General features: G+C 76.1%; 18 protein-coding genes and 2 pseudogenes. 7 read left to right on the top strand and 13 right to left on the bottom strand.

What is annotated here, in order from left to right; all coding sequences use genetic code 11:
- Positions 1 to 286: 286 nt before the first annotated feature.
- Positions 287 to 1,306 (bottom strand): peptidoglycan-binding domain-containing protein, encoded by a 1,020-nt coding sequence (locus ACSMXW_RS07735; RefSeq protein ID WP_485804725.1) that lies wholly within the window; start codon positions 1,304 to 1,306, stop codon positions 287 to 289.
- 214 nt (positions 1,307 to 1,520) lie between these two features.
- On the opposite strand from ACSMXW_RS07735, the gene ACSMXW_RS07730 reads away from it, so the two are divergent.
- A complete protein-coding gene (locus tag ACSMXW_RS07730; RefSeq protein WP_485804724.1) occupies positions 1,521 to 1,865 on the top strand; it encodes a hypothetical protein in 345 nt (114 codons plus the stop codon).
- Between the two features lie 923 nt (positions 1,866 to 2,788).
- Positions 2,789 to 4,810: a DHA2 family efflux MFS transporter permease subunit gene (locus ACSMXW_RS07725; protein WP_485804723.1), complete on the top strand. Its 2,022-nt coding sequence runs from the start codon at positions 2,789 to 2,791 to the stop codon at positions 4,808 to 4,810.
- A 340-nt stretch (positions 4,811 to 5,150) separates the two neighbouring features.
- On the opposite strand, the gene ACSMXW_RS07720 is transcribed toward ACSMXW_RS07725, so the two are convergent.
- Together ACSMXW_RS07720 and ACSMXW_RS07715 are read right to left on the bottom strand one after the other, a co-directional pair.
- Positions 5,151 to 5,810 carry a dihydrofolate reductase family protein gene (locus tag ACSMXW_RS07720; protein ID WP_485804722.1) on the bottom strand — a complete coding sequence of 220 codons (660 nt, stop codon included), beginning with the start codon at positions 5,808 to 5,810 and terminating at the stop codon, positions 5,151 to 5,153.
- Between the two features lie 368 nt (positions 5,811 to 6,178).
- Positions 6,179 to 6,583, bottom strand: a complete 405-nt coding sequence (locus ACSMXW_RS07715; protein WP_485804721.1) for a DnaJ family domain-containing protein — start codon at positions 6,581 to 6,583, stop codon at positions 6,179 to 6,181.
- Between the two features lie 566 nt (positions 6,584 to 7,149).
- On the opposite strand from ACSMXW_RS07715, the gene ACSMXW_RS07710 reads away from it, so the two are divergent.
- Positions 7,150 to 7,542, top strand: coding sequence for a hypothetical protein (locus ACSMXW_RS07710; protein ID WP_485804720.1), 393 nt, complete (start codon positions 7,150 to 7,152; stop codon positions 7,540 to 7,542).
- A 336-nt stretch (positions 7,543 to 7,878) separates the two neighbouring features.
- Here ACSMXW_RS07710 and ACSMXW_RS07705 read toward each other — a convergent pair whose 3' ends face one another.
- On the bottom strand, positions 7,879 to 9,255 hold the full coding sequence (locus ACSMXW_RS07705; RefSeq protein WP_485807883.1) for an MFS transporter: 1,377 nt from the start codon (positions 9,253 to 9,255) through the stop codon (positions 7,879 to 7,881).
- Between the two features lie 855 nt (positions 9,256 to 10,110).
- Between ACSMXW_RS07705 and ACSMXW_RS07700 the strand changes: the two are divergent.
- Positions 10,111 to 12,078: pseudogene (locus tag ACSMXW_RS07700) on the top strand (bifunctional glycosyltransferase 87/phosphatase PAP2 family protein); the annotation flags it as partial.
- 544 nt (positions 12,079 to 12,622) lie between these two features.
- Here the strand turns inward: ACSMXW_RS07700 and ACSMXW_RS07695 are convergent.
- The 7 genes and pseudogenes from ACSMXW_RS07695 to ACSMXW_RS07665 all read right to left on the bottom strand — a co-directional run.
- Positions 12,623 to 13,363, bottom strand: a complete 741-nt coding sequence (locus ACSMXW_RS07695; protein ID WP_485804719.1) for a YoaK family protein — start codon at positions 13,361 to 13,363, stop codon at positions 12,623 to 12,625.
- A gap of 121 nt (positions 13,364 to 13,484) precedes the next feature.
- Complete coding sequence (locus ACSMXW_RS07690) at positions 13,485 to 14,519, bottom strand: ECF transporter S component (RefSeq protein WP_485804718.1); 1,035 nt, start codon at positions 14,517 to 14,519, stop codon at positions 13,485 to 13,487.
- A complete protein-coding gene (locus tag ACSMXW_RS07685; RefSeq protein ID WP_485804717.1) occupies positions 14,516 to 16,498 on the bottom strand; it encodes an ABC transporter ATP-binding protein in 1,983 nt (660 codons plus the stop codon). The genes ACSMXW_RS07690 and ACSMXW_RS07685 overlap by 4 nt, the downstream gene beginning before the upstream one ends.
- A 19-nt stretch (positions 16,499 to 16,517) precedes the next feature.
- Positions 16,518 to 17,882 carry an energy-coupling factor transporter transmembrane component T gene (locus tag ACSMXW_RS07680; RefSeq protein ID WP_485804716.1) on the bottom strand — a complete coding sequence of 455 codons (1,365 nt, stop codon included), beginning with the start codon at positions 17,880 to 17,882 and terminating at the stop codon, positions 16,518 to 16,520.
- Between the two features lie 27 nt (positions 17,883 to 17,909).
- On the bottom strand, positions 17,910 to 18,629 hold the full coding sequence (locus ACSMXW_RS07675) for an SCO2322 family protein (RefSeq protein ID WP_485804715.1): 720 nt from the start codon (positions 18,627 to 18,629) through the stop codon (positions 17,910 to 17,912).
- On the bottom strand, positions 18,626 to 20,011 hold the full coding sequence (locus tag ACSMXW_RS07670) for an SCO2321 family membrane protein (RefSeq protein WP_485804714.1): 1,386 nt from the start codon (positions 20,009 to 20,011) through the stop codon (positions 18,626 to 18,628). Before ACSMXW_RS07670 ends, ACSMXW_RS07675 begins: the two co-directional genes overlap by 4 nt.
- Before the next feature lie 568 nt (positions 20,012 to 20,579).
- Positions 20,580 to 21,221, bottom strand: a pseudogene (locus tag ACSMXW_RS07665) (TetR family transcriptional regulator); the annotation flags it as partial.
- A gap of 400 nt (positions 21,222 to 21,621) precedes the next feature.
- Between ACSMXW_RS07665 and ACSMXW_RS07660 the strand changes: the two are divergent.
- From ACSMXW_RS07660 to ACSMXW_RS07650, 3 genes are read left to right on the top strand one after another with little or no spacing between them, the layout of a single operon-like run.
- Complete coding sequence (locus tag ACSMXW_RS07660) at positions 21,622 to 23,277, top strand: glycosyltransferase family 4 protein (protein WP_485804713.1); 1,656 nt, start codon at positions 21,622 to 21,624, stop codon at positions 23,275 to 23,277.
- A complete protein-coding gene (locus ACSMXW_RS07655; RefSeq protein WP_485804712.1) occupies positions 23,277 to 24,017 on the top strand; it encodes a class I SAM-dependent methyltransferase in 741 nt (246 codons plus the stop codon). The genes ACSMXW_RS07660 and ACSMXW_RS07655 overlap by 1 nt, the downstream gene beginning before the upstream one ends.
- Positions 24,014 to 25,096 carry a prenyltransferase/squalene oxidase repeat-containing protein gene (locus ACSMXW_RS07650; RefSeq protein ID WP_485804711.1) on the top strand — a complete coding sequence of 361 codons (1,083 nt, stop codon included), beginning with the start codon at positions 24,014 to 24,016 and terminating at the stop codon, positions 25,094 to 25,096. The genes ACSMXW_RS07655 and ACSMXW_RS07650 overlap by 4 nt, the downstream gene beginning before the upstream one ends.
- A 108-nt stretch (positions 25,097 to 25,204) precedes the next feature.
- Here ACSMXW_RS07650 and ACSMXW_RS07645 read toward each other — a convergent pair whose 3' ends face one another.
- A complete protein-coding gene (locus ACSMXW_RS07645; RefSeq protein ID WP_485804710.1) occupies positions 25,205 to 25,495 on the bottom strand; it encodes a hypothetical protein in 291 nt (96 codons plus the stop codon).
- Between the two features lie 214 nt (positions 25,496 to 25,709).
- Entirely contained in the window at positions 25,710 to 26,516 is an 807-nt protein-coding gene (locus ACSMXW_RS07640) for a hypothetical protein (protein WP_485804709.1), read from the bottom strand.
- Positions 26,517 to 26,591: the final 75 nt, after the last annotated feature.

The raw sequence follows: 26,591 nt of genomic DNA, 5'->3' as shown, positions 1-26,591 counted from the left end.
GCCCGGGGGCGCCCGGAGCCGGAGCCGGGTCTCCCACCGTCCTGGAACCCTGTCCTACCGTCCTGGAACCCCGTCCCACCGACCTGGACCGCCGTCCCACCGCCAGGGGCCGGTCCTGCCCGGACCACGGGATCCGGGGGCGGTCGAGCCCGGCCACCGTCCCAGGCTCCGGTCGCCCGTGGACCTGGACCGCGGATCCGGCGGCCGGCGGCCGGGTGGTCCGTGGGCCTCGTACCCGGCCACACCCCGCCCTGTCCGTCCGCCACGCCCCCGGGCCACGTCCGGACTAGGGTTCCGAGGTCTCGGACTCCAGGCGCCGGCGGGTGGCCGGGCCGTAGACGCCGTGCTCGTCGCCGTCGATTCCGCGGACGTCCTGGTAGTGCCCCACCGCCTTCTCGACACCGGCGTCGTAGACGCCGTCCGGCTTGCCCAGGTACAGCAGGAGCTGGGTAAGGCGCCGTTGCAGCTCCTCGACCTCCGCGCCCTGGTCGCCGGGGCGCAGCACCGGCGGGCCCGGGTCCGCCGGGGGCGGCGACGGGTCCGCTGAGCCGGCGGGGCCAGACGGTGAGGCGGCGCCGGGGGGCGGGGGAGCGGCGGGGGCGTTCGCCTTGTCCGAGTGCGCTCGCGACCGCGGATGCGACGGGGCCGTCCCGGCCGGCGCAGGCCGTTGCCCTGACGCGGGCGGCGCGCCGCCCCAGGCGGAACCGGTGGTCGTCTCGGGAGCCGCCTCCGCGGTCTCGGGCGCGCTCGCCGTGCTGTGGGTGCCTCCCGGCAGGGCGTCGTCCTTGGACGGCTTCTCGTCGGAGAAGAGCCCGCTCGCGAGCAGCGCCGCGCACGCGACGGTCGCCGCGGCACCCACCGCGGCCGGCACGATCAGGCGACGGCGGCCGCGCGCGACGGGTTCGTCCCGGCGGGGGCCGGTCTCCGGGCCGCCGGAGCCGTCCGGGCTCTTCCGGCCGTGTGGGTCCGCCGGGCCGCTTCGACCGTCCGGGCGGCCGTCCGTGTCGCCGGTCATCCGGGCGACGCGTCCGGTGTCCGTGTCCGGGGCGACCGAGCCGGCCGCGGCAGCCGGGAGACGGGCGGTGCGCGGGCCGCCCGTGGCGCGCGGGACGGGGGAGCGGTGGGGGACTCGGCCGTTCGGGCCGCCCCGGCCGTCCGGGGAGCTCAGGGTGCCCGGGGTGCTCAGGGTGCCCGGGGCGCCGTGGGCGGGCCCGGGGTCCGCGCTGCTGCCGGCGCGCCCGGCCCCCGCGCCGTTCCGGGCGGGTGCGGTCGGCGGGGCGTCCCGGCCGGGGGCGGCCGCGTCCACCGTCCGTGCGGCGCTGAGCCCGTCGTGGGAACCGGTTGATCCGAGGGCGCCGGGACCGCCGTCCCCCAGGGCCGCGGCGCGCGGCGCGCCGATGCCGCTCCCGGGCTCGCCGGACCGCCGGGCGATCCCACCGGACGGACCCGGAGCACCCGGGCCGTCGCCGGCAGCGGGCCGGCCGGCCTTCGCGGCGCCCCCGGCGTCCGGGGTCGGAGACGTGGCAGTCGCAGACGCGGCGGGCGACCCGAAACGCCCCTCCCCGGCGGCGCCGCCCCGCTCCCCGGCCCAGGCATCGCCTGCCGTGTTCCCGGAGTCCTCGGCCTTGTCCTCGCTCGGCCCCCAGATGTCCTCGATGCTCCAGTCCAGCGGGCCGCCCGGGCCGAACAGGGGCTCGGCGTCCAGGGGGGCCGCCTCCGACTCGACCTCCGGGTCGAAGGCCGACTCCGGGGCAGCGTCGAAGGGCGAGTCGGAGGCGGCGTCGAAGGGCGGTGCGGCGGGTGACTCGGAGTGCGATCCGGAGTGCGACTCGGTGTTCCTCGGGGAGTCCCGCAGGGAGACATAGGGGCGCAGGTGCAGCGGATCGGGCCCGCCCGGGCCCGCATGGTGGCCGGCGGCGCCGGAACGGTCCTCCGCCCCTGCGGTGCCCGCCGAGCCGCCCGTCGCCGACCTCACGCACCTCCCGCCCAGGGAGTCACGGGCACCCGGGTGGCCGCCGGCCGGTCCGGCAGCCGGACCCGGGGCCCGGTCGCCGCATGCGCATGCCGATGTGCCCGTGGGCGTTCGCTCTGTACCGCAATCTGGACAACGCTGTCCGGTCACCGTGGGGGGCCCTCTCCTGAGACCAGCATCGAGAGATCGTGCGCACTGTATACGGCCCGTCCCGCGTGCCCCCAACGGCCTTCGAGGACTCAACGGCCCATAACGGGTTACTCCGGCACCGTGGCGGAGGAAAATCTGCCGCCGGGTTCGCGGGAGGTGCCCATGCCCCACAGTGCGAACGGCCCGTCCTGGCATACGGAGGGAGCACGGCGCGCGCGGGCCGACGGCTCGCACGACGCCGCGGCCACGGACGGCCCCGCATCCGGCACGGACGGTGACCGGCCCCCAACCGCGCCCCGCCCATCCATCCCGAACCGGGCCACCGGGGCCCGCCCGCCCACCGCAGGCCCCGCGGACGCCGCAGCTCCCGTAGTCCCCGCGGACGCCGCGGACGCCGCGGACGCCCCGGACGGCTCGGACGCCGCGGACCGCCCGAGTCCGGCAGACCACCCGGGGAACCCGGCCGATGCCGCGGACCCCGTAGGCCCCCCGGACCCGCCCGGCCCCTCGGACTCCGAAGACCGCTCGGACCTATCTGGTCCCCAGGACTCCGAAGACCGCTCGGTTCCGTCTGGTCCCCAGGACCCCGCAGACCCCTCGGGCCCCGCCGGCCCCGGAAACCCCGTCGGCCCCGGAAACCCGGCCGGCCCCGCCGATGGCACGGGCGTGGGTGACCGTGACCACGCGGCCGGTGAGCCCCGCCCCCGTGGCGTGCTGGTCTCCATCAGCGCGCTGCTGATGGGCCTGCTGCTCGCGGCCCTCGACCAGACCATCGTGGCGACCGCGCTGCCCACCATCGTCAGCGAGCTGGGCGGCCTGGAACACCTTTCCTGGGTGGTGACCGCGTATCTGCTCGCGTCCACCGCGGCCACCCCGCTCTGGGGCAAACTCGGCGACCAGTACGGCCGCAAACGGCTCTTCCAGACCGCGATCGTCATCTTCCTGATCGGCTCGGTCCTGTGCGGCGTGGCACAGAGCATGGCCCAACTGATCGTCTTCCGCGCCGTGCAGGGACTGGGCGGCGGAGGCCTGATCGTGCTGTCGATGGCGATCGTCGGCGACCTGGTCGCACCCCGGGAACGCGGCCGTTACCAGGGCCTCTTCGGCGCGGTCTTCGGCACGACCAGCGTGCTCGGGCCGCTGCTCGGCGGGGTCCTCACCCAGCATCTGAGCTGGCGCTGGGTCTTCTACGTGAACGTGCCCGTGGGCGTCGTCGCGCTCGTCGTCATCGCCACCACGCTGCACATCCCCGTGCACACCCGGCGGCACGCCATCGACTACGCCGGCACCGCGCTGATCGCCTCCGTCGCGACCTGTCTGGTGCTGGTCGCCTCGCTCGGCGGCACCACCTGGCCCTGGGACTCGGCCCAGATCATCGGGCTCGCCGTGCTCGGCGCCGTGCTGATCGTGGTCTTCGTGGCGGTGGAGCGCAGGGCGGCGGAGCCGGTGCTGCCGCCGAAGCTGTTCCGCATCCGCACCTTCAGCCTCGCCGCCGTGATCAGTTTCGTGGTGGGCTTCGCGATGTTCGGCGCGCTGACCTACCTGCCGACGTTCCTCCAGGTCGTCCACGGGATCTCGCCGACCCTGTCGGGCGTGCACATGCTGCCCATGGTGTTCGGGCTGATCCTGTCCTCCACCGTCTCCGGGCAGATCGTCAGCCGCACCGGGCGCTGGAAGGTGTTCCCCGTCGTCGGCACCGCCGTCACCACCTGCGGGCTGCTGCTCCTGCACCGGCTCGACGAGTTCAGCAGCACGGCCGTGCTGAGCCTCAGCTTCCTCGTGTTCGGCCTGGGCCTCGGCCTGGTCATGCAGGTGATGGTGCTGATCGTGCAGAACTCCGTCGGCTACGAGGACCTGGGCGTGGCCACCTCGGGCGCGACGTTCTTCCGGTCCATCGGGTCGTCGTTCGGCGTGGCCATCCTCGGTACCGCCTTCACGGGCCGGCTCGGTTCGCAGCTCGTCTCGGCGCTCGCCGGCCGCCCGCTGCCGCCCGGGCTGAGCATCGGCTCGCTGGAGGCGGACCCGCGCGGCATCGGACGGCTGCCCCCCGCGTTGCGACCCCCCGTGGTGCACGCCTACGCGACGGCGATCACCGATGTCTTCCTCTACGCGGCGCCGGTCGCGGGGCTCGCCTTCGTCCTGGCGTGCTTCCTGCGCGAGGACCGGCTCAGGGGGTCCGTGCGGGCGCCCGACGGGACCGAGACGGTGGCCAGCAACCCGGTCGAGCGCTCCTCGTACGACGAGGCGGCGCGGGCGCTGTCCCTGCTGGGCAGCCGGGAGGGGCGGCGGCAGATCTACGCCCGGATCACCGAGCTGGCCGGCTACGACCTGATGCCCGCCGCCGCGTGGCTGCTGCTGCGCATCCGGCGGTACGGGCCCACGGACCCGGCGGTGCTCGCCGCGCGCCGCACCGTTCCGATGCCCGTGCTCGCCGCCGCGGCGCGGCAGGTGGAGGGGCGCGGGCTGGCCATGCGCCAGGGGCTGCCGCTGGTGCTGACGCGGCACGGCCGGCAGGTCACCGAACGGCTTGAGGAGGCCCGCGAGGCGTGTCTCGCCGAGCTGCTGGGGGACTGGTGGCGCGCCGGCCGCTCGACGGACCTGGGCGAGCTGGTGCGGGAGCTGAGTGGTTCCGACCACGAGCGGCCGCGGGACGGGACGTCGCGGGAGGATCGGCGGGCCGTGTGCTGAGCGGGAGGTATGCCCTTCGGGCGGTTGTGGTTGTGGTTGTGGTTGCGGTGGCGGATGCGGTGTGGCTTCGTCGTGGTTGCTTGAGTGATTCCGCGTCCTTCCGGGCGCCTGGGGCACGACGGGTGGCCCCTATGGGGCCGGTGGTCGTCTGCGGGTTGTGCCGGGTTGGTCGCGCAGTTCCCCGCGCCCCTTTTGGCGCGCCTGCGGCGCGATCGGGGGGTCTGGGGTGCGGTGGTCGTCTGCCGGTTGTGCCGGGTTGGTCGCGCAGTTCCCCGCGCCCCTCCTGTTCGCGCGCCTGCGGTGCGATCAGCTCGCGTCTTCCGGTGCGCCTGCGGTGCGGTCAGTGAGCGGGCCCGGCTGCCGGGGCGGAGTCCGTGGGGTGGCGGGTGGTGGGGCGCAGGGTCAGGTGAACGGTGCCGGAGGCGCCGTTCACCTGGCTGGCGTCCCACTCGACGTGCTCGGCGCCGATCCGGTCGAAGAGCCGGATGCCGGAGCCGAGCAGGACGGGGACGACGTGCAGCCGCAGCTCGTCCAGCACGCCGGCCCTGATGGCCTGCTGGATGACGTTCGCGCCGCCCGCCAGGGAGACGTCCCGCAGGCCCGCCGCGTCCTTGGCGCGTGCGAGGGCGTTGAGCAGGCCGTCGGTGACGAACATGAACGTGGTGCCGCCGGCCCGCACGTCCGGCTCCCTCGGGGTGCGGGTGAGCACGAACACCGGCTTGCGGAACGGCGGCTGTGCCCCCCAGGACCTGCTGGCGGCCCGGTACATCCCGTGGCCCATCAGGACCGCGCCGGTCCGCTCGAAGGACTCCTCCAGGGCGTCGGACTCCGGGCCCGGGACGCCCCCGGACAGGCCGTGCAGCCGGCGCCAGCTCGCCAGCTCGTACAGCCACTGGTGCAGGCGCTCGCCGCCGATGCCCAGCGGGTGCTCGGGGCCCGCGTGCGGACCCGCGACGAATCCGTCGAGCGACATCGAGATGTCGGAGAACAGTCGTTCCATTGCTGCGCCTCTTCCTCGGCTGCGGACGGGCGTCCCGGCCGGCACCCGTCATCATGCCGGTGGACGGCCGCCGGGCCGGGCTCGTCGGGGAACGCGGCGGCGGTTCGCGTCGGTGCCCTGCGCGCGGTGGCGCGGTCGTCCGCCGGCGTACGGCCGCCGCTCGCCGGCCGCGCCTGTGTCCGGCCGCCCGTGTCCGTCCGGCCGGTGCCCGTGCGCGGTCGCCTGTCCTGGGCGTCCGTCCGGCCGGAGCCCGCCGGGGAACGGCGGTGGGTCCGCGACGGCCGGTGGCAGCGGTGCCGGGGCCGGTCGCCGGCCGCGCCGGGTCCGGAACAGGATGCCCGGCCGGGGTGCGGCGGTGCGCGGCGGGGTCAGCCGGAGTGCCGGGTGCGCCACTCGCGGACGACGGCCTCGACGTCGTACGGCTTCTTGCCGAGCGGCGGGCCGGGCAGCGGCTTCAGCATCGCTTCCCTGATCCGCTCGTTCACGGCGGTGATGATGCGCCGGGCGGCCGCTTCGGACGGGGCGTTGTGCGCGGCCTCCAGGGCGTCCTCCGCCTCCTTGCGCAGGGCCAGCGTGGGCGGCAGGACGGACAGGCCCTCCTGGGCCATCTTCCGCTTCACCCACCACAACTCGTCGTATGTGCTGTCCGCGCCGCCGGGCAGGGGCCGGCCCGCGCCCGTGAGGCCGGAGAACGCGCCGCGCTCCTCCGCCTCGCGGATCTGCTTGTCGACCCACGACTCGAAGCTGACGCCCGGTGGCTTGCGGTCCGTCATGCGTCCATTGTGGCAGAGGAACGCGGGCCCGGGGCCGACCGCATACGCCGGCCCCGTGGACCTCGCACCCCCGGCGCCCGGGCGCCCCGGCGGCGGCCCGGTGGCCCCCGGTACCGCGGGCGTCTCCCGCGTCCCTCCGCCCGGAGCCGGCCCCGTCCGCGCGCTCGCGGTTGGTTCGGCACCGCCGGGCGGGTTGTGCGTGGCTGAGGGCCGTGGCGGCGGGATCGGGGGGCCGCGCCCCGCCCCGTGGCGCTGTGCTCGCGGTTGGTTCGGCACCGCCGGGCCGGGCCGTGGGTGGCTGGCGCCGCTGCGGCGGGATTGAGGGGCGGTGTGGGTCCACCGCCCTCGCCCCGCGCCTTCGTGGCTGCCGGTGGTTGGTTCGGCAGCTGCGGAGCGGTGGGTGTGGCCTGTGTCACGGTCGTGGGGTGCGGGGGCTTTCGGCGCGCGCGGGGCGGCTGGGCCGACCTATCATGCGGCCGCGCGGTGCCGCGCCGACCAGCCCCCGAGGCATCCCCCGAGGCCGGCCGGGCGGGACCGGCTCACCCGGCGAACCGTAAGGAGCACACGTGCTGGAGCTCACGATGGCCTCGGTGTCGGAGGCTGAGGCAGGCGCGACGGCAGGCATGCTGATGGCCGACGCGCCGAGCGAACCCGGCGCCGTGCTGTACGTGGGCCGGGACCGGAACGTCTGCCGTCTGGCGCCGCCCGACGGCTGGCTCTTCGTCTCCCGTGTCCACCTGGAGTTCCGTTGCGGCCCCGACGGGCTCTGGACCGTCGCCTGGCTGCACGGCTCGCAGGCCGAGCCGTCGTCCGACGTCAGGGTGGTGGCGGACGGCGTCGAGCAGGCGCTGCCGTACGGGGGCTACTGGCGGATACCCGCGGGCGGCTCCGGCGAGGTGATCATCTACGACCGCCTCGGCGCACGCTCCGTGAACGTGGGCTACTTCCACGAACTGTGACCCCGGGCCGCCACGTCCCCCACACGGCCCGGGCGGGGGCGCACCTGCGCCCCTCGATCCCACCGCGGCGGCGCGGTACGGGGAACCCCGTACCGTCCCCCGGTTCCGCCGCAGCGGCGCTCGGCCACACACGGTCAGTCCGGCGGTGCCGAACCGACCGCGGGGCAGACAGGCGGGTCGGGGCGCCGGAGGAGCCCCCTCGGCCGGGCGGCCGGAGCCGACAGGAGCAGCGCCCGATTCCCGGGACCGCCCAGACACCCGGGCACCTCGGGCACCCCGCGTCGCCGGCCTATCCCGAACCGCCGGCCTGTCCCGAACCGCCGTGCCGCCGAGCCGCTACGCGGTCGCCCCGCGCCGGGCAGCCGCTCGCACCGGCTCCACCGCGGGCGGTGACCCCGGCAGCGCCCGCCCCGCGGACTCGGCCATCCGCCACACCGCCACCCCACCGACGACGGCCGCCGCCATCAGGTAGTACGCGGGCATCATCACGTTCCCGGTGATCCCGATGAGCGCCGTCACCGCCAGCGGTGTCGTACCGCCGAAGAGTGACACGGAGACGTTGAAGCCGATGGACAGCGAGCCGTAGCGGACCCGGGTGGGGAAGAGGGCCGGCAGCGCCGCGGGCATGGACGCCGTGAAGCAGACCAGCAGCAGCCCCAGAGCGCCCATGCCGAGCGCGAGCGGCAGCACCCCGCCGTGCCGGATCAGCAGCAGCGCCGGCACGGACAGGGCGAGGAACCCCGCACAGCCCGCGCCGATCACCGGCCGGCGGCCCACCCGGTCGGTGAGCGCCCCGGCGAACGGCTGGACGGCCATCATCAGCACCATCACGCCCAGCACCACCAGCAGCCCCTGCGTCTCGCCGTAGTGCAGCCGGCCGGTGAGGTAGCTCGGCATGTACGACAGCAGCAGATAGTCCGAGACGTTGTACACGAGCACGAGCGCCACGCACACCTGCAGCGCCCGCCACTGGCCGGTGACCATCTCGCGCAACCCCACCTTCGGCCGCCGCTGCGCGCCCGCCGCCTGCAGCTGGGCCGCGAAAGCGGGTGTCTCCTCCAGGCGCAGCCGCAGGTACAGGCCGACCAGCCCGATCGGCCCCGCGATCAGGAACGGCAGGCGCCAGCCCCAGCCGGTGAGGTCACCGGACGGCAGCAGCACCGTGAGCAGCGTCACCAGACCCGCGCCCGCGACATAGCCGGTCAGCGTGCCGAACTCCAGCCAGCTGCCGAGGAAGCCCCGCCTGCGGTCCGGCGCGTACTCGGCGATGAAGGTCGACGCGCCGGCGTACTCACCGCCCGTCGAGAAGCCCTGGACCAGCCGTGCCGCCAGCAGCAGCACCGGCGCGCCGGCCCCGAGCACCGCGTAGGACGGGATCAGACCGATCGCGAAGGTGCCCGCCGCCATCATGATCATGGTGATGGCCAGCACCTTCTGCCTGCCGATCCGGTCGCCGAGCGGTCCGAAGACCAGGCCGCCGAGCGGTCGGACGAGGAAGGCCGCCGCGAACGCCCCGAAGGTGGACAGCAACTGCGCGGTGGGGCTGCCGGACGGGAAGAAGACCTTGCCCAGCGTGACCGCGAGGTAGCTGTACACTCCGAAGTCGAACCACTCCATGGCGTTGCCGAGGGCCGCCGCCTTGACCGCGCGCCGGATCAGCGCGGGGTCGGTGACGGTGGCGCCGGGGCCTGGGGCGCGCGCCGGGGCGGGCACGGCCGGGAGTCGGGAGAGGACACGTGTGGCGAGCGGCAAGGCTCTGCTCACCTGCTTTCGGTCGGCGACAGGGACGACGGCGCGGACCCCGGACCCGCCCCGCGGGCGGCGGGGTCCCCGCGCCGTGGCGACGGCGGTGGGCCAAAGCGAGCGGGCTGCCCGTCCCGGACAGCCCGAGACCGACGATACGGGTGCCTCGGGGTATCGCGGGCGGTACACGCGGGGCGGCACTGCGGAGGTCGCGGGGGCCCTGTCCTGGGTGAACGGCGCGTGCGGCAGCCGCGGGGCCGGTGTGCGGCTGTGATCCATCTCGCGCGGTCCCGTCCGCAGGCGCCGGGTCACACCCCGTGGTGGCTGCTCGCCCTTACGGCGGGAGAACGGCGGCGTGCCGGCGGGGACCGGAGGAGAGCAGAGGGCGTCCCCTGGAAAACAGCGGCGGGAACGCGGCGGAAACAGAGAGGATACGTAGTCGTGCGGGGTGGGTACTCACACACACCGTGGGACTTCGTGGACATCGGGGCGCAGGGCTCGCAGGACGGGCGCGGTGAGAACCGAGTTCGACTGCCGGAAACGGGTTCGACTGTGAGAAGCGGGTCGATGGCGGACCGCGAAAACCGCGAAAACCGCGAAAACCGCGAAAACTGTGAGAGCTGCGAGACTGCGAGAACTGCGGCACGGAAGAGTCCTCGAGTTTCAACATCCGGTCAAATCCGACGCGGACACCCTCTGAAGGGGAGGTTGCCCGCGTCTCACCCACTGGCACCAGTACCGGGCTCATAGAGTCTGTACCACACCGGTGCGGTACAGGCACGAGCCGGGCACGAGGGATGAACAGGACGGGAGGGCCGACGGGGCGTGGCGAACGTGGAACGCGGCAGACCGGGACAGGTCTTGGGGCCGGGAGTCGGCAGCACCGCACAGACACGGCTCGGCGTGGTCCGGGCGGGTCTGTGGGTGGTCGCGGCGGCGTTGTTCGTACGGCAGGTGCTGGCCGTGGAGTTGCAGCCGCCCGGCGAGCGGCTCACCGACCTGGAGACCTGGATAGGGCCCGAGGGCGTGCTGCATGTGAAGGGCTCGCTGTACGACGCGGACCAGTTCACCGGCACCCCCTTCGCGGGCCTCGTCCTCAAACCGCTCACCGCCTCCGCGGAGAACGCGCTCGGCCTCGCCTGGACGTTCGGCACCCTGCTGCTGGTCGTGCTGCTGGGCACGATCGCGGCGCGGGCGCTGCCCGGGCCCGTCTCCCGCCGTACCTCGCTGCTGGCCGCCCCGGTCGCCATCTGCCTGCTGATGCTGTCCCTGCCGGTCCGCAACACCCTGTACCTGGGCCAGACCAGCATCATCCCCGTCCTGCTGGTCCTGCTCGGCTGCTTCACGGTGCGCGGGCAGCGCACCAGCGGACTGCTCGTCGGCCTCGCCGCCGCGCTCCAGCCCGCCCTGCTGCTCTTCGCGGTGCTGCTGTGGTGCACGGCGCGGCGCAGGGCCGCGCTCTCCACCGGCGCCGCCTTCGCCGCCTGCACCGCCCTGGCCTGGGCAGCGCTGCCCCGCGACTCGTTCACCTACTGGGTGCACCACCTCGCGGGTGTGGGCCTCGGGGCACGCCCGGACAGCCTCGGCAACCAGTCCCTGCACGGCGCGCTGCTGCGGTTCGGCGTCACGGGTCCGCTGGAGATCGGCCTGTTCCTGGCGCTGAGCGCCCTGGTCGTCTGCCTCGGCCTGCCGCGTGCCGTGCGGTACGCGAGGGACGGGCAGTTGCTCCTCGCGGTCGCCGTGACCGGCTGCGTCGCCATCGCCATGTCGCCGACTACCTGGCAGCACCAGCTGCTGTGGCTGCTGCTCGCCGTCGTCGGCCGGGTCGGCAGGCGCGCCGCGGACCGCTACCTGTGGCCCGTCGCCGTGGCTCTGGTGATGACGCTGCCGCCGCACATGCTGCTGCCGAACAAGGAGCTGCTGTACCCGCTGCGCGACAACGCCGTGCTGATCGCCGCGCTCGCCGCCGCCTGCGCGGTGCCGTTCCTCTCCCGCACCTCGCCCTGGTTCCAGACACCGATCCCGACCGAGTACGCGCCCCGGGCGGCCTCCCGGTGGCGGTATGTGCCGCTGCTGCCGTTCTGGCGCCGTGTCGTCACCCGCCCCAACCTCCTCCTGGAACTGCTGCTCATCCGGGTCTGCTACTCGGGGTACGACTACGTGCGCGAGGTCGCTCGGGGCGACCGTCCCGCGGCGGAGCGGCACGGCAGATGGGTGCACGCCACCGAGCACGCGCTCGGCATCGACATCGAGCACTGGGTCAACCACGCGGTCGTCGGCGTACCGTGGCTGCGCGGCTTCCTCGACTTCTACTACGAGTCGTTCCACTTCGGCGTGCCGCTCACCGTCCTCGGTGTGCTGTACGTCCGCCGCCCCGTCGACTTCCGCTGGGCCCGCACCAGCCTCGGGCTCGCCACGCTGCTCGCGCTGCTCGGCTTCTGGCTCTTCCCGCTGGCACCGCCGCGGCTGATGCCGACGCTCGGGTTCGTGGACACGGTGCACGGCGTGCAGGACTTCTCCAAGCCGGACTACGGCGTGCTGACCGCCGTGACCAACCAGTACGCCGCGATGCCCTCGCTGCACTTCGGCTGGGCGCTGTGGTGCGGGATCATCATCGCCCTGATGGCACCGAAGTGGTGGATGAAGGTGCTGGGCGCGCTGCACCCGCTGTTCACCGTCTCCTCGATCGTGTCCACCGGCAACCACTGGGTGCTGGACGCGGTGGGCGGCGCCGTGGTGGTCGGCGTCGGGTTCGGTCTGACGTACGTGCTGTCGGGGCCGCGCAGCGCGGTGGTCGAGGGCGCGGGCAGTGCGGGCAGCACGGACAGTGTGGGCAGCACGGACAGTGTGGGCACCGGCAGTCCGCCGTCGGCTCCGGTACCGGTATCGGGCCCCGGCCCGGCTCCGGCCTCGGCCTCGGCGTCGGCCTCAGCCCTGGCCTCGGCCGCGGTCCCGGCCTCGGATTCCGGCCCGGCCTCGGCTCCGGCTCCGGTCCGCCCGGCCTCCGCTTCGGCCCCGGAGAGCCTCACCACGACCGCCGAGGCGGTCCCGGACCCGGTCGCCCCCGGCGCCGCTCCGGACCCGGCCGTACGGAGCGCCGCTCCCGAGCCGGTCGCGCAGAGCGCCGCTCCCGAGCCGGTCGCGCAGAGCGCCGCTCCCGAGCCGGTCGCGCAGAGTGCCGTCCCCGTCGTGGATGTCGCGGACGTCGCGGGCTTGGCGGAAGCCGGACCCGGCACGGCGCCGCAGGCCGCCGCGGGGAGCGCCGGCCGGAGCGACGGGAGCGACAGGCGGGCCGACGGCGGCGTGGGCCGGTCGAAAGGAGGGACCACGGGGGCCGTCACACCCGCCCGGGCACCGTCGGCACCAGAATCCCGCTCATCGCGGCCGCGATGAGCAGCGGCAGCCACAGGTCGTGATGGAGCACCAGCCATCCGCCGAGCAGCGCCCCGGACAGCAGGGCGAGGACCGAGCCCAGCCGGCGCACCGGCCTGACGCTCCGGCCGCCTCCCAGCGGTGAGTCGGCCGCGAGCCCGGTGAGCGTCATCGTGAGCACGGTCGTCGTCATGTCGGCCACGCCCAGCCGGCGCACGGTCGCGTTGCGCACGCCCATCGCGAACGCGGTCACCGCGACGAGGGTGTACTCGGTGGCGGTCGCGGACCCGGGTGCCGTCGCGGCGAACGCGGCCGCGGCGCCGAGCAGCGCCGCCTCCGCGCTGAAGGCCGTCCGCAGCCAGGTGCGCCGGGCCCGCTCGGCGAAGAGCTGCCCGGCCCACCCGCCGGCCGCCGAGCCGGCCAGGAACGCCGCGAGCGAGACCAGCGCATGCGTCCCGGAGAACTCCGCCGAGCCGGCCGCGGCGAACCCGAGCACGGCCACGTTGCCCGTCATGTTGGCCGTGAAGACATGGCCGAGGCCCAGGTAGCTGACGCCGTCGATGACACCGCTGACGACGGTCAGCGCCAGCAGCAGCGGCAGCAGCCGGGGCCCTGGATCCGCCCGGTCGTGCGGCGCGGGCCCGCCCTGCCCGGGCCCCCGCGGGCCGTGCGGTTCGGGCTCCTCGTCCGGGGCGGGCTGGGGCATGACGGCACCCTCCGGGTCGGGGACTTCTCGCCCGTCATCGTGCCCCGTGCCGGCCGGCCTACCCCGTCCGAACGCGCCGTGGCCCGCGGGGCGCGGACCGGAGGCGGGTGCGTGCCGACCGCTACGGGGCGCCGGGACCGCCGCGACGGTCGCCGTCCGCCGGCTCCCGGAAGGCGACCGGGGCCTCGAAGGCCGCCCGCCGGGTGGCGCGCCGCAACGCCTTCAGGACCGCCCCGCCGAGCACCAGGGTGAGGACGACCGTGAGCACCGCGCGCCCCAGGTCCCAGCCGAGCGAGGTGGCCGCGCAGTAGGCGAGGAAACGGGCCAGGTTGCGGGGGAGCCCGGCGGCCGGGTCGAAGGCGACGCCGGACGCGAGGGCGCTCATGAACGGCCAGCCCGACAGGTTCATGATCGTCCCGTAGGCGAGGGCGGCGAGGAAGCCGTACGCCGCGAGCATCAGCAGCTCGCCGCGGCCCCGCAGCCGGTCGGGCGCCGGGAGCAGCCCCGCGCCCATCGTGAACCACCCCATCGACACCATCTGGAACGGCATCCAGGGCCCCACGCCACCCGTCAGCAGCGCGGACGCGAACATCGTCACGGACCCCAGCACGAATCCGAAACCGGGCCCCAGCACCCGGCCGCTGAGCACCATCAGGAAGAACATCGGCTCGATGCCCGCGGTGCCCGCGCCGAGCGGACGCAGCGCCGCGCCGGTCGCCGCGAGCACGCCGAGCATCGCGACCGCCTTCGCGCCGAGCCCGGTCTCCGAGACGGTCGCGGCGACCACCGCGACCAGCAGCACCAGGACCGCCGCGAACAGCCACGGGGCGTCCTGCGCATGGGCGTTGACCCGCGCCTCCGGGCCCGCCAGCAGCGGCCATCCGAACCCGGCCGCCCCGACCAGGCCCACCAGCACCAGCGCGGCCACCGAACGCGGCCCCAGCCGCACCACCCGCGGCCGCGGGGCCCCGCCCACGGGGCCGGGCCCGTCGTGCACCGGCGCGGGTCCGTCGTGCGGCGGACCGGTCTCCTCGTGCGCCGGTGCGGTGCCGTCCTGTGCCGGTGCGGTGCCGTCCTGTGCCGGACCGGTCTCGTCGTGCCCCGGTGCGGGCCCGTCCCCCGCGCGCGCCTCGTGGCGGTCCCCGGTCGCGCTCATGCGAGTGCGTCCGCGACCTGGGACACGGTCAGCCACGGCTGTGGGGCCAGCACCTTGGCGACCTGCGGGGCGAAGGAGGGGGAGGCCGTCACGACGTCGGCCGTGGGCCCGTCGGCCATCACCTCGCCGTCGGCGAGGATGACCACCCGGTCGGCGAGCTCGGCGGCGAGCTCCACGTCGTGGGTGGCCAGCACCACGGAGTGCGGTGGTGTGCCGCCGGCTGCCGCCCCGGCCCCGGGGGTCCGGCCGCCGCCGGTCAGCCGCCGCAGCATCCGGACCAGGCGGGCCTTCGCCGCGTAGTCCAGCCCCCGCGTGGGCTCGTCCAGGAGCAGCAGCGGCGGCCGGGAGGTGAGCACCACGGCCAGCGCGAGCGCGAGCCGCTGGCCCTCCGACAGGTCCCTGGGGTGGCTGCCGTCCGGGACGCCGGGCAGCAGGCCGGACAGCAGTGCCCGGCAACTGCCCTGCGCCGCACCGGCATCGCGGTCCGCGGCGGCGCACTCGGCGGCCACCGTGTCCGCGTAGAGCAGGTCGCGGGGCTCCTGGGGCACCAGGCCCGCGCGCCGGATCAGCTCGCGCGGCCCGGTGCGGTGCGGCGCGAGCCCGCTGAGCCGGACCGTGCCCGCCGCCGGCTCGACCAGTCCCACCAGCGCGGAGAGCAGGGTCGACTTGCCCGCCCCGTTGCGCCCCATCAGCGCCACGGTCTCGCCGGCCGCGACGGACAGGTCCACGCCGCGCAGTGCCTCCAGGCGGCCCCGGCGCACGACGAGTCCTTCGACGACGGCGACGTGGCGGGACGGCACGGCCGCACCGGAGGCGTCCCCGGTGTCCTCGGCGGCCCTCCCGGAGGCGGAGCCCCGGTCGGCGCGGGGGCGGCCGAACCGGGGCAGCCGGGGCGGGAAGCGGAACCCTGTCCGCCGCTCGGTACGTCCGCTGTGCCCGGCCTGCCCGGCCTGCCCGGCCTGCCCGGCCTGCCCGGCCTGCCCGGCCTGCCCGGCCTGCCCGGCCGCCTCGCCGCCTGCCCCGCCGGACCGCTGCCGAGCGCCGGCCCCGCTCGCCGCCCCGGCCCGGTCCGGCCCCGCGGCACCGCTCGTCGCCGCCCCGTCCCCCGGAGCCCCGGCGTCCCCCGGAGCCCCGGCGTCCCCCGGAGCCCCGGCGTCCCCCGGCGCGCCCAGCCGCGTGCGCAGGTCCGCCGCGCGCCGACGTGCGTCACGTACCGTCAGCGGCAGCGGGGACCAGCCGGCGAGCCGCCCGAGGCCGACGACCGGCGGGAACACCGGCGAGACCGCCATCACCTCGGCGGGGGAGCCCAGCACCGGGGCCGCGCCGGGCCCCGGCAGCAGCAGGATCCGGTCGGCGTACTGCACGACGCGTTCGAGCCGGTGCTCGGCCATCAGCACGGTGGTGCCGAGGTCGTGCACGAGGCGTTGCAGCACCGCGAGCACCTCCTCCGCGGCCGCCGGGTCGAGCGCGGACGTCGGCTCGTCCAGGACAAGCAGCGCGGGGTGCGGCGTCAGGACGGAGCCGATGGCGACCCGCTGCCGCTGCCCGCCGGAGAGCGTGGCGATGGGCCGGTCCCTCAGGGCCGCGAGGCCCAGCAGGTCGAGGATCTCCTCCACGCGCCGGCGCATCACGTCCGGCGGCAGGCCCAGCGACTCCATGCCGTACGCCAGCTCGTCCTCCACGGTGTCCGTCACGAAGTGGGCGAGCGGGTCCTGGCCGACGGTGCCGACCACGTCGGCGAGTTCGCGGGGCCTGTGGGTACGCGTGTCGCGCCCGGCCACGGTGAGGCGGCCGTACAGCGTGCCGCCCGTGAAGTGCGGCACGAGCCCGCTCACCGCGCCCAGCAGGGTCGACTTGCCGGCCCCCGAGGGGCCCACCAGCAGGACAAGTTCGCCCTCGGGCACGGTGAGGTCGACCCCGGCGAGCGCGGGCGCGCCGGCTCCGTCGTAGCGGACGGAGACGTCCTCGAAGCGGATCACGGGCTCTCCTGACGGCGGATCACGGGCGCTCCTCACGCGGGGACGGCACACCGGCGCCGCCCGGCCCCGGCCACGGCACCGGGGCGACGCCCGCCGGGAGCAGGCCGAGGAGGACGGCGGCGGCCGGCCAGAGCGGCAGCGCAGGCGCGGTCAGCGGCACCACACCGGGGCTGAGCGCGGCCGGGTCGAGCGCGGCGGCACGGATCGTCAGCGCCGCGACCGCCGCCCCGGAACCGGCGACCAGCCAGGCCCTGGCGCCCCACACGTCCGGCCGGTAGCGGGTGCGCACCGAGCGGCGGCCGCCCAGCCACAGCCCGCCGAGCGCCGCGCCGACCCCACAGAGCAGCACCGGAAGGCCGTACCCCGCGCCCGCGGCGGCCAGCAGTCCGTAGGTACCGGCGCAGATCCCCAGCAGCCCGCCGAGCGTCAGCGCGGCGGTGGCCCTGCGCACCGCCTTCGGGACCGCGGCGGTCCGTCCGTAGCCCCTGGCGTCCATCGCCGCCGCCAGCGCCACGGACCGCTCCAGCGCGCCCTCGAGCACCGGCAGCCCCACCTGGAGCAGCCCGCGGAGCCCGCTGTCGGGCCGTCCGCGCAGCCGCCGCGCGGACCGCAGCCGCTGCACGTCGGCGATCAGCTGGGGCGCGAACGTCATGGCCACGACCACCGCGACCCCCACCTCGTACAGCGCGCCCGGCAGCGACTTCAGCAGCCGCGCGGGGCCGGCGAGCGCGTTCGCGGCGCCCACGCAGACCAGCAGCGTGGCCAGCTTGAGGCCGTCGTACAGCGCGAACACCAGCCCCTCCGCGGTCACCGGCCCGCCGATCCGCACCCCCTGCGCCCAGCCCGGCAGCGGCACCTGCGGCAGCGTCACCAGCACGTGCGTGCCCGGGATCGGCGAGCCCAGGAACACGGCGAAGAACAGCCGGATCCCCAGCACCGCCAGCGCCACCTTCACGAACGCCCCGTACGAGCGGGCCCAGGGTGCCGCCGTGCGCCGGGCCGCGACCACGTATCCGGCGACGCACGCCAGCAGGCCCAACAGCAGCGGGTTCGTGGTGCGCGAGGCCGCCGTGCCGAGGCCGATGGCCCACAGCCACCAGGCGCCGGGGTGCAGGGCGTTGCCCCGGTGCGCCGCGGGCGGCCGCCATCCGGGGCGGCGCCCACGGGCCCGTGCGCCGAGGCGGTCTGCGGCGCGGGCGCCGCGGGCGCCGTGGTGGTCTGCGGCGCGGGTCCCGGGCCGCGCGCCGCGCGGCGCGGCGCGCAGGGCGGTGACCGCTCCCCGGGCCCGGGGCGTGCGCAGGGCCGGGACGGCGTGCAGCGCCCGGGACCCCCGCGGGGCCGGGATCGGGCGCAGGGCCGGGGCACGGCATGCGGAAGGGTTCATACGGGTCATGGTCGCGTCGTCGCCGGGTCAGCCACGCCGCCGGCGGGCCTGCCAGACGGCGGCCACGCCCAGCAGCGCCACGGCGACGACACCCACGACGACGCCGGCGGACGGGATGTGGTGGGCCGGTGACGAGGCCGACGGTGCCGCCGGGGAGTCCGCGGAGCCGGCCGCCAACGGATGTGCCCGCGAGCCGCCCGCCGGCACCCGTCCGGAGACCTGCTCGCCGCAGCCGGTCCCCGGGTAGCCGGCGATGGCGCACAGCAGCGCGTGGCTGTCGTACCGCAGCGGCCGTGCGACCGCCGCCAGGGCGTCCGCGCTCGTCGCGTCCGGGGCGAGCCGGGCGCAGGCGGTGCGGGGCTTCGGGGGCGTCTCGCCCGCGGGCGCGTCGGCCGCCGTTCCCGAGTCGATGACCAGCGCGACCCGCTTCGTGCCGGGCCTCGCCGGGGTCCCGTGGCAGATCGCGGCGAAGTCGTGGGTGCCGCGCGGCTGTGCGGCGTCCCGCGAGTCCTCGCTCACCGCGAACCGGAACCCCTGCACATCGCCGTCCCCGGGCCGTGCCGCCGACGGCCCCTGGGTGGCGTACACCCAGCTGCCGCCGGCCAGCTCCCAGAACGACCAGTACCGGTACCCGGCGGCCCGCGCCTGGCCCGACCCCGCGAGGACGCCCGCGGTGAGCGCGCCGAGCAGCGCGAGCACGAGGAGCAGGCGCCGACCGGTGCGGCGCACGGCGGCCGGCGGCGTCACGGTGTGCGCCTCGTGCGCGTGCTGAGCAGCAGCCCGCCCCCGATGCCCGCGACCAGGCAGGCGCCGACCAGCCACCAGGTCCCCGACGGGGAACCGCTCTTGCCGTTCCCGTTTTTGGCCCCGTGCTCTCCCCGGTCGCGGGAGTCCGCCGACGGGCCCGCGGCGGTTCCGGTGGCGCCGGCCGGTTCCGGCCCGGTGGCGTTCAGGGCGGCGACGAGGTCCGTGCCGCCGAAGTGCCGCGGGTCGGTGCCGGTGGCGTGCGCGGCGAGCACGAGCTGGGCCCAGGCGGCGGGGCCGTTCTGCTTCGCCCAGCCTGCGGCGTGCCCGGCCAGCCAGGTGGCCGCCCGGTCCGCCGTGCCGTGGCGGCCGGCCGCGGCGAGGGCCACCGCGGCGTCCGCGGTGTTGCCGTAGTCGGGTCGGTCGTCGGCGCCCGGCAGCGACGACACCAGGTACGGGGTGCGGGCGAGCAGGCCGGTCAAGTACGCGGCGCCGTTCAGGGCGGCCTGGTGCGCCGTCAGCCCGTGGCCGTCCCGGCACCCGGAGCCGTGCGCGGCCGTCCCCGACCCGTTCCCGCCGGAGCCCGAGTCGTTCCCGCCGGTGCCTGAGCCGGTCCCGGTGGCACCGGAGCCGTTCCCGCCCGTTTTGGAGCCGCTCCCCCCGGTCCCCGCGCCCGCCGGGCTCACCACGAGGCCCTTGCCCAGTGCGCCCAGCACACCGGCCGCCGTGGCGTCGGCGTTCGCCGCGAGCTTGCCCGACGTGGCGTCCCGCAGCCCGAACGCGCCGCCCTTCGCGCAGGGCAGCGCGAGCGCCGGCAACGCGTCGTACGGGGACTTGCCGCCCTCGGCGGACCGGACGGCGTCCGGCCGCTGTCCGGTGGCGGCCAGCGCGCCGGTCACGATGCCGGTGGAGTTGGCGTCGCTCGGCAGGCCCGGTGTGTAGCCCCAGCCGCCGTCGGCGTTCTGCACGGACCGCAGCCAGTGCACCGCCTTGTCCACGGTGTCCCGGTGCCCGCCGAGCGCGGCCAGGGCCTGTACGGCCGCCGCGGTGGAGTTGCTGTCCACCGGTGTCTTCGCGGTGCAGGCCCGGTCCGGCTCGCTCCGGTATGCGGCGAAGCCGCCGCCCGCGCACTGCTGCCCGGTCAGCCAGCCGACCGCACGCGCCGCGGGGCGCACCCCCGCCGTGTGCTGGGCCAGCAGCGCGTACGACTGCCGGAACACACCGTCGTACGCCGGGTCGGCGCTGCCGTACAGGCCCGGCGGCAGCGCGGGCGGGGCGGACGCGGCGCCGGACGGGCGGGCGCCGTCCGCGACGGCGGCCGGCGCCGCAGGCAGCGCGGCCATCACGGCGGCGGCCAGAACCGCCGCGCCACGGCGAACGTTCATGTCGGCGGGTGCCCCTCCCTGCGGGGAGCCGGGCGCTCGGGCGCGCGGCGGCACCCGGCGGCCCCGGCTCGGTGAACTGGACGGTGCCGGCCACCGGGGAAGCCGATGGCACGAGCCGGTCACGGCCGGGCGAGGCGATCCGGCGCACCGCCGCGGCGGCGCACGGAGCGCGGTCCTGCCCGCCCGGGGCGGGGCCGTGCGCTCGGGGAACGGTCGGCGTCGGAGGTGGACCGGCGCCCCTCACCCGGTGTGAGGACGACGCCTCACTCTACCGGCCGGGTCCTGCCGCCCAGCCGGGCGGCGCCCGCTCCCGGGCGGCGGGGGGCCGGTTCCGGGGGCACGGGGTCCGGTTCCGGGGGCACGGGGGTCCGGGGGTCCGGTTCCGGGGGCGCGGGGCCGATGCCGGGCCGGCGGGAGCCGGTCACGCCGGGTCCGCCCGTTCCGCCGGGCCACCCGGCCCCCTGGGTCCACCCCCGCCACCTCCGCCGCCCCCGACATCCCGTCCACCCGGTCCACCCGGTCCACCCGGTCCACCCGGTCCACCCCGTCCATCCCGTCCGCCCGGTCCGCCCGGTCCGCCCGGTTCCGTCGGGTGCAGCAGTCGGCAGACCGTCTCCAGGTCGGCGCGGACCTGGGCCGTCGCGGCACGGCCGGAGAGCCAGGCGATCAGGGCCGCGTGCCAGGTGTGCTCGATGACGCGGACCGCGGAGAGCTGGCCGGGCGCCGGATCCCGGTCGAGGGCCATCGCGTCCAGGATGATCGCGGTGGTCCTGCGGTAGACCTGGTCGACCTCGGCGTTCACGGAGCGGTCCGCGAAGGTGAGCGCGCGGACCATGGCGTCCGCGAGGTGCGGCTCGCGCCGGAGGGCACCGAAGGCGCGCATCAGGGTCTCCGCGACCCGCTCCGCGGGGGTCCCGCCGCCGGGCGGGCGCTTGCGGAGCGTGCGGTGCAACTGGTCGAGACGGTCCTGCATGGTCGCCACCAACAGGTGCACCTTGGACGGGAAGTAGCGGTAGAGGGTGCCCAGCGCCACCCCGGACTCCTCGGCGACCTCGCGCATCTGCACCGCGTCGAAGCCGCCGCGGCCGGCCAGCCGGGCGCTGGCGGCGAGGATGCGGCGGCGGCGGGCCGCCTGCCGCTCGGTCAGCGGCGGGAGTGCTGCCGTCGTGTGCGCGGCCGGTTGTGCCGCCGTTCCTGCCTCCGCTGTCATGTGTCCCGCTCCGTGCCGGTCCTGACGGTGGTCCGGGCTGCTCGGACCCGTGCTCCGTCAACGTATCCGCGGCTCGCGGGCCCGCGCTGCCCCCGGTTGCCCACGGGGGGCGCCCCCTCGCCCTCCGGCCGGTGGTCGGGCGGTCGGGGCCGCCCCTCTCCGCCGGTGGCGGGCTGCCGGCCCCGTCGTGGCTCGGCGCGCGGTTCCCCGCGCCCCCTTCGGGGCACCCCTGACGGGCCGTGACCGGGTTCGTGCCGTGGTGTGGATCACCGTCGGAGGGTCGGGACGGGTGAGGCTACTTGCCGGTAGATTTGGGGCGGACGATCAAGTCTGAAACTTGTTCTAGATTGTCGCCCACGCGTACTCTCGCCGTTGGAGTGCCATGAGAAGGGGGCCAGGAGTGACCGCTGAGGCCGACAGGGCGGGGCTTTCGGCGTCCGGTGGAGCCGAGGGCGTGCCCCGGCCGGGCCCCGCGGCCGACGGCGGGCGGTCGTTGCGCATCGCGCTCCTCACCTACAAGGGCAACCCCTACTGCGGCGGACAGGGCGTCTACGTGCGCCACCTGTCACGCGAACTCGCCCGCCTCGGCCACCGGGTGGAGGTCATCGGCGCCCAGCCCTACCCGGTGCTCGACGAGGTGGACGGCGCGCACGGGCCGACCCTCACCGAGCTGCCCAGCCTGGACCTGTACCGCCAGCCCGATCCGTTCCGCACCCCCGCCCGCGAGGAGTACCGGGACTGGATCGACACCCTGGAGGTCGCCACCATGAAGACCGGCGGCTTCCCCGAGCCGCTGACGTTCTCGCTGCGCGCGGGCCGCCACCTGCGCGCCCGCCGCGGCGACTTCGACGTCGTGCACGACAACCAGACGCTGGGCTACGGCCTGCTGGGCGACCTCGGTGCCCCGCTCGTCACCACCATCCACCACCCCATCACCGTCGACCGCCGCCTGGAGCTGGACGCCGCGGACAGCAGGCTGCGGCGCGCATCGGTGCGCCGCTGGTACGCGTTCACGCGGATGCAGGGCCGGGTCGCGCGGCGGCTGCCGTCCGTGCTGACCGTCTCGGGCTCATCCCGGCAGGAGATCGTGGAGCACCTGGGCGTGCGCCCGGAGCGCATCAGCGTGGTGCACATCGGTGCCGACACCGACCGTTTCTCGCCCGATCCCGCCGTGCCGCAGGTGCCCGGCCGGATCGTCACCACCTCCAGCGCGGACGTCCCGCTCAAGGGCCTGGTCCACCTCGTGGAGGCGCTCGCCGAGGTCCGCGCCGCGCACCCCGCGGCCCATCTGGTCGTGGTCGGCAAGCGCGCCGAGGACGGCCCGGTCGCCGGGGCCATCGAGCGGCTGGGCCTCACGGACGCCGTCAGCTTCGTCAAGGGCATCTCGGACGAGGAACTGGCCGGCCTGATCCGGGGCTCCCAGGTGGCCTGCGTGCCCTCCCTGTACGAGGGGTTCTCGCTGCCCGCCGCCGAGGCGATGGCGACCGGCACCCCCCTGGTGGCCACCACCGGTGGTGCCATACCGGAGGTGGCGGGACCGGACGGCGAGACGTGCCTCGCGGTGCCCCCCGGCGACGCCAAGGCGCTCGCCGCCGCGCTCAACCGCCTGCTCGCCGACGGCGACCTGCGGGCCAGGCTGGGCGCGGCGGGGCGTGCGCGGGTGCTGGCCCGGTTCACCTGGGCGCGCGCCGCGCAGGGCACCGTCGAGCGCTACCGGGAGGCCATCGACCGCGCCTCCGCCGGACGACCGGCCCGCCCCGCCCCGCGCCCCCGGGCGCAGGCCGGCCCCGCCCGGCGGCCGGCCCGCGCCCCGCAGCCGCCCGGCCCGGCACAGCACCCGGCCGCCCACCCGCCCGGCACCCGGCCCGCAGCCCCCGAGCAGGCCACCGCCGCGGCGGCGACCGCCGAGTCGCCTGCCGCGTCCGCCGTGGCGACCGCCGAGCCGGCCGCCGCGTCCGCAGGAGCGCGCCCCGCCGCCCGGCCGGCCCCCGCTCACCCCCACTCCGACCCCGGGCGCCCCGCGGCCACCGGGACCCCGACCGGGAGCAACCACTGATGCTGACCGTCGACTTCACCCGCTTCCCGCTCGCCGCGGGCGACCGCGTGCTCGACCTGGGCTGCGGCGCGGGGCGGCACGCCTTCGAGTGCTACCGGCGCGGTGGGCGCGTGGTGGCCCTCGACCGCAGTGCCGAGGAGGTCCGCGAGGTCGCCAAGTGGTTCGCGGCGATGCGGGAGGCGGGCGAGGCCCCGGCGGGCGCCACCGCCACCGCCATGCAGGGCGACGCGCTCGCGCTGCCGTTCCCCGACGAGTCCTTCGACGTGGTGATCGTCTCCGAGGTGATGGAGCACATCCCGGACGACAAGGGCGTGCTCGCGGAGATGGTGCGGGTGCTGCGGCCCGGCGGCCGGATCGCCGTCACCGTGCCCCGGTACGGGCCCGAGAAGGTCTGCTGGGCGCTCAGCGACGCCTACCACGAGGTGGAGGGCGGCCACATCCGCATCTACCGCGCCGACGAACTGCTCGGCAGGATCCGCGAGGCCGGCCTCAAGCCCTACGGCACCCACCACGCGCACGCGCTGCACTCCCCGTACTGGTGGCTGAAGTGCGCGTTCGGGGTGGACAACGACAAGGCGTTGCCGGTGCGCGCGTACCATAGGCTGCTCGTCTGGGACATCATGAAGAAGCCCCTGGCGACCCGGCTCGCCGAGCAGCTCCTCAACCCGGTCGTCGGCAAGAGCTTCGTCGCCTACGCCACCAAGCCGCACCTGCCCGGCACCGGGGCGTCCGCGGCGTGAGCCGGCCCGAGAGGACCGGGCGCCTGGCGCTCCCGGGGGTGCTCACCGGCGGGCAGGCCGCCGCCACCGTGCGGGCCATCCTCGGCATCCAGCGCCCGGACGGCGCCATACCGTGGTTCCGCGGCCACCACCTCGACCCCTGGGACCACACCGAGGCGGCCATGGCCCTGGACGCCGCGGGCGAGCACGAGGCCGCCGCCCGCGCCTACGACTGGCTCGCCCGGCACCAGAACGAGGACGGCTCCTGGTACGCCGCCTACGCCGACGGCGACGCGGCCGAGGTGACGGACCGCGGCAGGGAGACCAACTTCTGCGCCTATCCCGCCGTCGGTGTCTGGCACCACTACCTCGCCACCGGGGACGAACGCTTCCTGGACCGGATGTGGCCCATGGTGCGCGCCGCCGTCTCCTTCGTGCTGGGACTCCAGCAACCCGGCGGGCAGATCGGCTGGAAGCGGGAGCCGGACGGCACCCCCTGCACGGACGCGCTGCTCACCGGCTCCGCCTCCGTCCACCACGCCCTGCGCTGCGCCCTCGCCCTCGCCGGGCAGCGCGGCGAGCCGCAGCCCGACTGGGAGCTGGCGGTGGGCGCACTGCGGCACGCGGTCCGGTCGCACCCGGAACTGTTCCTGGACAAGGACCGCTACTCGATGGACTGGTACTACCCGGTCCTCGGCGGCGTCCTGACCGGCGCCGAGGCCAGGTCCCGCCTGGCGGCGGACTGGGACCGCTTCGTCGTGCCCGGCCTCGGCGTGCGCTGCGTGGTGCCCAACCCCTGGGTGACCGGGGGTGAGTCGGCGGAGCTGGCGCTCGCGCTGTGGGCGGCGGGCGAGCCGGAACGGGCCGTGGAGGTCCTGCGGTCCATCCAGCACCTGCGCGACCCGGCCTCCGGGCTGTACTGGACCGGCTACGTCTACGCGGACAAGGCGGTCTGGCCCGAGGAGCTGACCACCTGGACGGCCGGTGCCCTGCTGCTGGCCGTGGCCGCCCTGAGCGGCGACGAGCCGACCCGGGCGGTCTTCGGCGGCACCGACCTGCCCCGGGGGCTCGACCCGGAGTGCTGCACACAGGAGGTGTGAGGCGGGAGCGGCGCATGGGGCGTGGGAAGCGGAGTCGGCGCACGGGTCGCCGACGACGGCGGACCCGCCCGGGCATCCCTGGCGACGGCGGGGCGGCCGGGGTGCGGATCAGTGGCGGTGCAGGCGGTGGGCCACCGCGTGGCCGACGAAGAGGTAGACCACGGCCGCCAGGCCGTAGCCGGCGACGACGCGCGCCCAGGCCCTGTCGAAGGTGAACAGGTCGTGCGACCAGCCCGCGAGCCAGTTCGCCGCGTCACGGACGACCTGCACCAGGTCGTTGCCCGGGTTCGCGTCCAGCAGGTACATCAGGATCCACAGGCCGAGGATGAAGGCGAGGACGTCCGCGACGACCGCGACGACCGTGCCGGCCTGGTCCGAGCCGTTACGATATCGAGACATGTGCTTGAGAGTTGCCCGTGCCGCCCGGGCAAAACCTTGACGCCGTCCGGCGCGACGTCAAGCGGCACGGCGTCACGTGCCCCCGGCGCGCGGCGATCCGGGCAGCAGAACGGCCCCCGTTCCGGAGGGGAACGAGGGCCGACCGTGTCCGCGACGGGACGCGAGCGCCGACGGGAGCGATCCGTGGTGCGGTGGCCGAAGGCCGGGCCCCGGCTCAGCCGCGCTGGATGCCCGTGGTGTCCTGCAGCACGCCGCGGCGGCCGTCCTGCGTCTGCGCCACCAGGCCGGAGCCGCGCTGCTCGACCGCCAGGTACCAGGTACCGGGGGCGAGTTCGGCGATCGGGGTCGGCGAGCCGTCCTCCGCGTACAGCGGACGCTGCACCGGCACCGCGAACCAGAACGGCGAGAAGTCGCCGCCGGGCTGCGTGCCCTGCGCCTGCTGCTGCGGGGCGTGCCCCTGCTGCGGCATCGGCTGCGCGCCGTACGGACCCGGCTGGCCCGGACCGGGCTGGCCGCCGTACGACGGCTGCGGGGCGCCCACACCCGGGTAGCCGTACCCGCCCTGCTGCATGCCGTAGGGGGCGCTGACCGGGCGCGGCGCGCCGGTGAGCGGGGCCTGGAGGGCGGCGACGAGCGGGGTGGCGACCGCGGCGGCGGCGAGCACCAGGACGGCGATCAGGCCGAGGATCAGTCCCGCACCCGCGTCCGGGCCGTTGAGGTCGACGATGGTCCAGAACATCACCCACGCCGCCATGACGGTGAAGGAGATGCCGAGCTGACTCAGTTCGAGGCCCGCGACCTTCCGCGGCTGGGGCAGGGCGCGATTGACGACGATCAGCGCTGCGCCGATGACTCCGCCCATGTAGACACCGAGGCCGGCGCCGAGCGAGTCCCACGCGCTGGGAGCACTGCCGGGGTAGCCCGAGGGCACCGAGAAGTAGTCGAGGAACGAGGCGATGAACAGCAACACCGCTGCCGCGATCACCACGCCGTCGCCTCGCTTGAGGGAGCGGAAATTCACTTCAGGTCCTTCGTCAGTCGTCTCATCGGTCGCTGGTGGGCGTCGCTGTCGCTCGTCGCTCGCGGTGGCAGGTCA

Source organism: Streptomyces sp. DSM 116793, assembly GCF_057320905.1.
The sequence above is the reverse complement of the archived record's forward strand: the minus strand, read 5'-3'. Positions and strand labels throughout refer to the sequence as shown.